7 protein-coding genes are annotated in these 8,754 nt (G+C 46.1%); 5 read left to right on the top strand and 2 right to left on the bottom strand.

Annotated features, from left to right (window positions below):
- Nucleotides 1-258: 258 nt before the first annotated feature.
- Nucleotides 259-2,409 (top strand): Tex family protein, encoded by a 2,151-nt coding sequence (locus OCV57_RS14115; RefSeq protein ID WP_117956837.1) that lies wholly within the window; start codon nt 259-261, stop codon nt 2,407-2,409.
- 98 nt (nt 2,410-2,507) lie between these two features.
- On the top strand, nt 2,508-3,356 hold the full coding sequence (locus tag OCV57_RS14110; protein WP_267302066.1) for a LytR/AlgR family response regulator transcription factor: 849 nt from the start codon (nt 2,508-2,510) through the stop codon (nt 3,354-3,356).
- Between the two features lie 166 nt (nt 3,357-3,522).
- On the opposite strand, the gene OCV57_RS14105 is transcribed toward OCV57_RS14110, so the two are convergent.
- Entirely contained in the window at nt 3,523-3,780 is a 258-nt protein-coding gene (locus tag OCV57_RS14105) for a hypothetical protein (RefSeq protein WP_181982681.1), read from the bottom strand.
- A 19-nt stretch (nt 3,781-3,799) separates the two neighbouring features.
- On the opposite strand from OCV57_RS14105, the gene OCV57_RS14100 reads away from it, so the two are divergent.
- The 3 genes from OCV57_RS14100 to OCV57_RS14090 all read left to right on the top strand — a co-directional run bounded on the left by OCV57_RS14100 (nt 3,800) and on the right by OCV57_RS14090 (nt 5,521).
- Entirely contained in the window at nt 3,800-4,681 is an 882-nt protein-coding gene (locus OCV57_RS14100; RefSeq protein ID WP_267302064.1) for a sensor histidine kinase, read from the top strand.
- 122 nt (nt 4,682-4,803) lie between these two features.
- Nucleotides 4,804-5,400, top strand: a complete 597-nt coding sequence (locus OCV57_RS14095) for an accessory gene regulator B family protein (protein WP_117894057.1) — start codon at nt 4,804-4,806, stop codon at nt 5,398-5,400.
- A complete protein-coding gene (locus tag OCV57_RS14090; RefSeq protein WP_256320430.1) occupies nt 5,387-5,521 on the top strand; it encodes a hypothetical protein in 135 nt (44 codons plus the stop codon). The genes OCV57_RS14095 and OCV57_RS14090 overlap by 14 nt, the downstream gene beginning before the upstream one ends.
- 540 nt (nt 5,522-6,061) lie before the next feature.
- On the opposite strand, the gene OCV57_RS14085 is transcribed toward OCV57_RS14090, so the two are convergent.
- Nucleotides 6,062-8,464, bottom strand: a complete 2,403-nt coding sequence (locus OCV57_RS14085; protein ID WP_267302063.1) for an InlB B-repeat-containing protein — start codon at nt 8,462-8,464, stop codon at nt 6,062-6,064.
- Nucleotides 8,465-8,754: the final 290 nt, after the last annotated feature.

The following is an 8,754-nucleotide window of genomic DNA, read 5'->3' as shown; positions in this document are numbered from 1 at the left end:
TTAAGTCGAACAAACAACCGTCCTATGCGTCCCCTCAAATGGTTTTCGCCTATCGAATTTCTTAATAATAGTGTCCAATATGATTGACAAACCTACAATTTTTGCCTGCTTTTATTAATTTTCTGATTGATCCTATATGTATTATATATTATCTTTGTTACAGTTTTCGACCGCATTTTCGTTGCGTTTTTATCGAAAATGTGCTATAATATTATATATGATAATACGCAAAAAGTAATAAAAAGGATTGGTAAAAACATGGACATTAACAAAACCCTTGCGGAAGAATTTAAGCTCAGACAGGAGCAGATAGACAACACTGTTGCACTTCTTGATGACGATAAAACTATACCGTTTATTGCACGATACAGAAAGGAGCTTACAGGCTCGCTGGACGATCAGGTGCTTAGAGAGATCGCTGACAGGCTCACTTACCTGAGAAATCTCGAAAAACGTAAAGGCGAGATAATCTCTTCTATCACTGAGCAGGAGAAAATGACAGACGAGATAATGTCTGCTATCGAAAATGCAAAGACCCTTGTGGAGGTGGAGGATATCTACAGACCTTTCAAGCCGAAGCGTAAAACAAGGGCTTCGGTGGCAAGAGAAAAGGGGCTTGAACCACTGGCTGAACTTATCCTGACCCAGGATAAGAAATGCGACCCGCAGGTCGAGGGGTCAAAATTTATCAACGAGGAAAAGGGCGTAAAGTCGGCTGATGAGGCGTTGCAGGGTGCAATGGACATAATCGCAGAGGATATCTCTGACGACGCTGACCTGAGAAAATACATAAGAACGCTGTTTTCGCAGATAGGCGTGATAAGCTCAAAAGCGTCTGATGAGAATGCCGAGTCAGTGTATGAGAACTATTATGACTACGCTGAGGCTGTGGGAAAGATAGCAGGTCACAGAGTTTTGGCTTTGGATAGAGGCGAAAAAGAGGGCGTTCTGAAAGTATCAGTGAATGTCCCCGAGGGCGCAGGGGAGAGAGCCTGCGTGTCAAGATATGTGAAAAACAAGTCAGAGTGCGGACAGCTTGTTACGGCTGCTTGTGAGGACGGCTATAAAAGACTTATTTATCCGTCCATAGAGCGTGAGATAAGGGCGGAGCTTTCGGCAAACGCTCAGGAGGGGGCAATAAAGGTGTTCTCCTCAAATCTCAGACAGCTTCTTATGCAGCCGCCTGTTAAAGACACTGTTACCCTTGGTCTTGACCCAGGATATGCTCACGGTTGTAAGACCGCTGTAGTGGACGCTACGGGCAAGGTGCTTGACACTGCAATAATCTACATTACTCCGCCAAAGAAGGATACAGAGCGTGCTAAGCGTATTCTGACGGGCTTTATAAAGAAATATGGCGTTACGACTATCTCCATAGGCAATGGCACAGCTTCAAGAGAAACAGAGCAGTTCACAGCGGAGCTTATCAAAGAAATTCCGCAGAAAGTTTCTTACATGGTGGTGTCTGAGGCAGGCGCTTCCGTTTACTCCGCTTCCAAGCTTGCGGCTGAGGAGTTTCCTGAGTATGACGTTTCACTTCGTTCGGCAGTATCAATAGCACGCCGTTTGCAGGACCCTCTTGCAGAGCTTGTAAAGATAGACCCAAAGGCAATAGGTGTTGGACAGTATCAGCATGATATGCCAAAAGCGAGAATGGACGAGGCTTTAAAGGGCGTTGTTGAGGACTGCGTAAACTCAGTAGGCGTTGACCTTAATACGGCTTCATACTCATTGTTGTCATACATATCGGGCATAAATATGACAGTTGCAAAGAATATTGTTTCCTACCGTGAGGAAAACGGTGCTTTCACAGAGAGAAAGCAGCTTATGAAAGTGCCAAAGCTTGGAGCAAAGGCATTTGAGCAGTGCGCAGGCTTTTTGAGAGTGCGTGGCGGAAAAAATCCGCTGGATAACACGGCTGTTCACCCTGAGTCATACAAGGCAGCACAGGCGCTTATTGACAGGTGCGGGCTGAGCCTTGCGGACATGGGTGACGTAAAGCAGATAGCTGAGAAAGTCAATGCAATGGGTATGAAGAAGCTTGCCACAGATATCGGCATTGGTGCTCCCACGTTAAAGGACATAGTAGGGGAGCTTGAAAAGCCTGGTCGTGACCCTCGTGACGAGCTGCCGCCACCGCTTATGAGAAGTGGCGACATTATGGATCTTAAAGACCTGAAACCGGGCATGGAGCTTATGGGCACAGTGAGAAACGTTATAGACTTCGGAGCGTTCGTTGATATCGGTGTTCACGAGGACGGTCTTGTACATATTTCTCAGATGTGCGACAGATATATAAAGCATCCTCTTGAGGTCGTAAAGGTCGGTGAGGTAGTTAAGGTTTGGATACTTAACGTTGACCTGAAGAAAAAGCGTATTTCGCTTACTATGAAAAAGCCTAAGGCGTAGGGATCCAAAACGAAATAAGTTGGAAAAGACCTAAATAAGTGGGACGTTGGTCTTACACTTTTGCGGCAGACTGAAGGGCTGTTAGAACAGCCCTTTTTTTGTTTGCAGCAAGGTGTGGTCTTGACGCAGGAAGCTGTGAAACGCCTTATGGCTTGACCTTATGGTATAATTATGGTAATATAAAATTGTACATAGACTATGTTATAAAAGGACGTGAAAAAATGCGGATCGCAGTTTGTGATGATAATGCTGTTTTTCTTCAGTTTTTTAAATCTATGCTGGCAAATGAACTTGAATCAAGGTCGGTCAAGGCTGAAATAGAAACGTTTACCAAAGCTGAGAGCTTTTTTTACTGCCATGGGAAAAAGCCTTTTTCGGCTATATTTCTTGACCTTGATATGCCTGAAATGACCGGTTTTGAAGTCGCGCGGCAGCTAGGTCAGAATGGTAATTGCTTTGTGATCTTTGTGACAAGTCATCAGGAGCTGGTTTATGACAGCTTTAATTTCAGACCGCTGAATTTTATCTGCAAAGATCCTGACGCTGATGTTATGAAGGATAGGCTCCATATGGTAGCAGGACAGTTGACGGACGCACTGAAGCAGGAAAAGACAGTGGTTTTGGAGAATAGGGAGCAGGGAAGGATCTCTGTAAAGCTTCGGGATGTAACTTATATAGAGAGCAATAGCCACAGCATCATATATCATTTTGCAAATAATAAGGATACTATTGCAGTCAGAGATAGCATTGGCGAGATAGAAGAAGCTTATCGTAAATTTGATTTTATACGGGTGCATAAAAAATATATCGTCAATCTGAAATATGTTTTTAACATAAGCCGTTCAAATGAAACAGTGATCTTCAAAAGCGGTTCAGAGCTTCCCATGAGCCGAGGATATAAGAATGCAGTTGACGACGCTTTGACTGAATATCTGAGGAGAAAGTGATGACTATTACATTGTGGACGATATTTGAGATCTTGATAAACTTTTATCAGGGCGGTTTGGAAACATGGTTTATATATAAATTTCTTACGCCAAGATCTCATGAAAGGGCTAAGATATGGGCTGTTATATTTGCCGTTTGTGAAGGCTGTCTGGTCACTGCTTTTAATTATTTCACTGTATTTGAGGGCTTTGGAAGTGCTTTGTACTGGGCAAGTCTGCTTGTTTTTGCGTTTTGCTTTTTTAGTGACAATGCAGTAAAGAAATTTCTTTCCATATCCCTCTCGCAGGTTGCGATCTTGTTGATAACGTCATTGGAACTAAATGTTGTATCGTCATTTTTTAAAATATCCCTCAGGGAGCTTGTGGTCGAACAAAGCTTGCTTAGATTTGTGACGCTTATAATGATCCAGATCTCTATATTCATTGTATTTAGATTAATACTGATGGCCTTTAAACACACAGATGATTATACGGCTTCAGATTGGGTTACGATAATTGCAGTGCTTATTATTTCGTTTTCTCTCGTTATGGTAATACATGAACTGTCCCTGTCGGCAGACGATGGCCATAGGCTGTATATAAATCTGTCATATATGCTTGTCTTTGTTCTTAATATACTTATATTCTGGATAATAAATTCTTTGATAAAAAAGAATCGGAAGCTCAAGGAAATGGAGATAGTCAAACTAAGAGAGCAGTATCTTGAGCAGTTTATCGGAAACGCCGAGTCGCAATATGACGCCATGAGAAAACTAAGGCATGATATAAAAGACAAATATGAAACGGTTAATGAACTGTTGAAAGTCCAAAAAATAGATGAAACGAGAAAATTTATCTCAGAAAGCTTTGACCTTATCGGAAAGTCGGAGCCCTATGTTAAAACGAAAAATAACATTGTAAATGCTATTGTTAACGCAAAGCTTACGATGGCTTCTTCCTTGGGGATAAAAATATCATGCATAACGGTTTCAGATTTTGAGGGAATAAAGGGAACTGACCTTTGCGACCTGTTGAGCAACACGTTGGAGAATGCTATAACGGCATGCAAGAAAATAGCCGACGACGCAAATAAATTTCTGTATCTGAAGATCGACCGAGAAACGGATACATATACGTTTTTGATAAAAAATTCAATAGATCATTCCGTTATGGATAGTAATCCAAGGCTTACGACCACAAAGGCTGATAAAAAGCAGCATGGTCTGGGGACCTCAATAATCAAAGAGATAGCAAGAAAATATAATGGCAGATGCGATTTCTATGAGTCGGAGGGAATGTTTTGCTGTCAGGTAACATTGATGGCAGATACAACGGTCCTGAACTAATTGTTCTGGACCGTTGCTGCATTTCGTGACAAAAACCTGCAACTCATTCCAAAAAGCTTGACATATTGCTGTTATTCTAGTAAAATTCAAATTAGGGTAAGACAAAAGCGAGGCGGTAGTTTATGGATCTTGTTGTATCGGGTATACTTAATTTTTTGACCGAGCAGGAAGCTATCGGCAAAGCAGATGAGGTACAGGATTTTTATCGGTATGGCATAGAAATAACTATCTCATCAATGTTAAACATTGTGCTTGTATTGCTTATGGGAGCATTGACAGGGCATTTGCTGGAAAGCGTGATATATTTGGCAGTGTTTATTGCTGTCAGGGTTATTACCGGAGGGTATCATGCAGATACATATTTCAGATGCAATCTGCTGATGTGTTCAACATTTATTGCTACAGCTTTTCTTAATGACAAGGTATGCGGATATATAAATATATGGGTGATAGCTGCCTTTGTGGTGTTTGAAGAGATAATAGCTTTTGTATTCTGCCCTGTGGAGAACAAAAATAAGCCTATAGAAAAAGAAAAAAAGCCAAAGTTCAAAGCGATGGGAATGATAGTTTTTCTGTTGCTTGATCTGTTTGGCGGGGCGATTATCAATAGATATCAGATGGTTGGATCTATGATCCTGTTAACAAATCTATTAATTGCAGTTTTAATAATATCAGCGAAGATCAAAGAAAAGAGGTGTGATAAGAATGAGATCATTTAAGAAATTGCTTGCCAGCCTTATTGCCAGAGCAACTAAGAGAATGGGTATAGCTGCCTGCGGATGTGCATCAATGTATGGTGGCTATCAAACTAAAGAGCCAAAAAACATTTACAAGAATTAAGCGTAAAGCTACAAGAATTACGATAAGCATTACAAAGACTTTATCATTTCCCCTTTAAATCTTGTGATACTTGTAAATGAGGTAACATTAGCAGGAAAATAACTTCCTGCTGGTGTTACCATTTTTTTTATTTGTAGTGAGTTCAAGCTTTTGACAGTGAGTAGATTTGCTTTTAGACACAAAAAAATTACGCCCTACAAAAGGATGCGCTGTACTATTCGGTTTTCAAAGAACGGGCGGAGGCTATAGAGAAAGCCCCCTCACTTTCCATGTTGAAAAGTTGAGGGGGCTACAACCAAGTTTTTTAATTTTCTAAAAGATTTTTGAGCTTTGCTCTGATTTTTGTCGAAGGCATAAAGAAAGAGCGCCGGAGATTGCCGTCCCCGTTCGGCTGGGGATACATGGTCAGAATGTGGGTGTCGCTTGCCGCCTTTCGGAAAGGGACTTGCTGGCAAGCTCGCTTTCAGGAAAATAGGCGGTGGCGGAATGATCCGTCACCGCCTATTGTGTTTAGGCTATTTTGATTTCGGAAGCGTCGGCTTATTTAACCTTGGATTCCTTTCTCTTTTTGCCGCTTACGCCCAGCAGAGTCAGAACGCCGCACAGAGCAGCCAGCCAACCGATGTGGTTGCTGCTGTCACCGGTCTGAGGACACTTGGTGGAGTCGTCATTTCCTGGCTTATTGGTGTTATTATCACTGCTGCCTGTATTGTCGGTGTTGCCGCCGTCGGGGAGCTTGTCGATGACCGTATTCTCGCTGCGCTTGGCGCCGCAAACGGTGCATTCCTCGTGCTTGATGCCGGTGGCCTCCTTGGTAGCGGCCTTGTCGATCACCCACTGGAAGCTGTGTGCTGCCGTGTCGGCCTTGTCGCCGCACTCGCACTCATGCCAGTGGTTGGTGCCGTCATACTTCCACACTGTACCGTAGCTGTGGGTATGATTGCTGCCTGTTGCGGGGATCGGTGCGGTTTCAAGAACCTTCTTGCAGACGGTGCATTCCTTATGCTTAGCGCCGTCGGCGGTTTCGGTAGCTGCCGTGTCAACGATCCACTCGCTGGCGCTGTGAGCCGCAATATTGGCCTTATCGCCGCACTCGCACTCATGCCAGTGATCGGTGTCGTCATACTTCCACTCGGTTCCGTAGCTGTGGGTATGGCTTGGAGGCGCATCCTTATAGGTGGCCTCGAGCTTCACATCATTGCCGGGCATGGTGAAGGTGGTAGTTGCCTTGGTGGCGTTTGCCAGAGTGACATTGCCCTCCAGCACGACCCACTTGTCAAAGACCTTGCCTGCCTCCGGTGCGTCCGCCGTAACGGTCACAACGGTGTTCTGCGCGATCTTGTCCGTGATGAGTGTCCCTGCGGCAACGGAGGCCGTGCCCTTGATGACCGTGACCGTGAACTCGGTCGCGTCGGAGCTTCTGACGAACCTTGTCTCGCCGCAGTCGGCACGCTGGCAGGTGTAGAGAATTCCTTCGCTCTTGCCCTGTTTTGCAGGTTTGCCGCCGTCCCAGTCGTGGCTGAGCTTATTAACGACATGACCGTAGCGGATAATCTGTCCGCAGCCGGCTGTGCACTGCTGGTCACCGCTATAGCCTGAGGTGGTGCATCCTGGCTTAACCTCATTGATCAGCTTGTAGTTATCGGCAATTTCGTGGAGGGACGGGGTTGAGACGCCCTTCTTCGCGATCCTGTCGCACGCTGAGCAGTACTGGCTGCCGGAATAGCCCCTCTCTGTACAGGTCGCCGTTCTTACATCCCGCAGTTCAAGGGGACCGCTATGCCTGAAGTCGCCAGTCTCGCCCTTTACGGTGCCGCCGCAAGCCGTGCAGCGGTAGTCGCCCTCATAGGCGCGGTGTCGGCAGTCTCCCGATTTGGCGTTATAGCGTTTGCCGCCATGGCTCGCGTCTGTGGTTGCCGAGTTGGCCGTGCCGTAGTAGTACAGCGGCTGCAGTGGACCGGTATGACCGGCGTTTGCAGGTGGGTAGATATCCGAACCGGCACTGATGACATGGCCGCAGTCTGCGCAGGCGGTGTCGCCGGTGTAGCCCTTACGGTCGCAGATCTGCTCCTTCGCATTGAGCACCGTGGTGCCGCCGCTGTGGTCACAGCCTGCATAGACAGGCTCAAAGAAGAAACTGCCGCCGCCGGGGGCACCCATGGCGCTGAACTCTGGGATCGTGCAGCCCCACTCGAGGGCGGAGCCGTTGGTCACCAGCTTGAACAGGGTCTTCGCCTCGTTGGCACTCCAATTTTTAGTAACAGGTAATCCCGTACCGCTGGTGATGTCATACTCATTGTATTCGCGGCGATACTCCACCTTCCAGCCGATGGCTTTCTGACCGGTTCTCTCCTCGGGATAAAGCCTGATCTTGTCGCCGGGCTTGACGATCATACGGGTTGCCCGGCCATTTTTCACCGTCACAAGTGCGGTGTCCTTTGTCCAATCGCCGTCAATTCCTTCCGTCTCTTTGTATTCGCAGACGCTGCATTCAGCTTCCATGCCGCCTTTATCGCCCTCGGTATCGGGGGCTTTGACCACATTCCAGCGGCCCCAGCTATGGGGAACCATGATGAACTCCTCGCAGCCGGGAACCTTGCACTTTTCGGGGTGGGCATAGCCGGATTCAAGGATGAGCTGCTCCACCGTCTTGGTCGAGCCGCCGATGTTGAAGGTATACTCATAGATACTGCCGAAGCCGGTGCAGTCCCAGTTCCAGCCGTAATCATGGACATGGCTCTTCACAGGAACGATATAGTCGCAGACGGAACATCTGAGCACATCGACTCTGCCGCCGCCCACTGCGTCATAGCTAATGTCAAGCACAAAGGTATGCGGGAAGATGCGCTCCTTGGAGCCGGTGGTCATATAATGCGGTTCGTAATAGCCTGCTTCAAACAGGCACGGGAGCTTGTGACCGTCGCATTTCGGGTCGCCGCCCACGACACCGTCATGGGTAACCCCATGCTTATCGACCCAAGTGACATTGTATTTCGGCGTTCTCTCGCTGTCTTCTGTGAAGCACTTATAAGTACACCCACTCTTAAATCAGGCAATAGACCATATTCGATGAATATAAAATAACGCAACATGAGGCTATGTCTCCGAAACTATTAATGGAGGCATAGCTATTTTTTGTAGGTTTGTCAATCATATTGGACACTATTATTAAGAAATTCGATAGGCGAAAACCATTTGAGGGGACGCATAGGACGGTTGTTTGTTCGACTTAA

The sequence above is a fragment of the Hominimerdicola aceti genome, from assembly GCF_025567495.1.
In the GTDB taxonomy this organism is placed as follows: Bacteria; Bacillota; Clostridia; order Oscillospirales; family Ruminococcaceae; genus Hominimerdicola; species Hominimerdicola aceti.
Note: the sequence above shows the minus strand (reverse complement) of the source record. Positions and strands in the feature narration are given on the sequence as shown.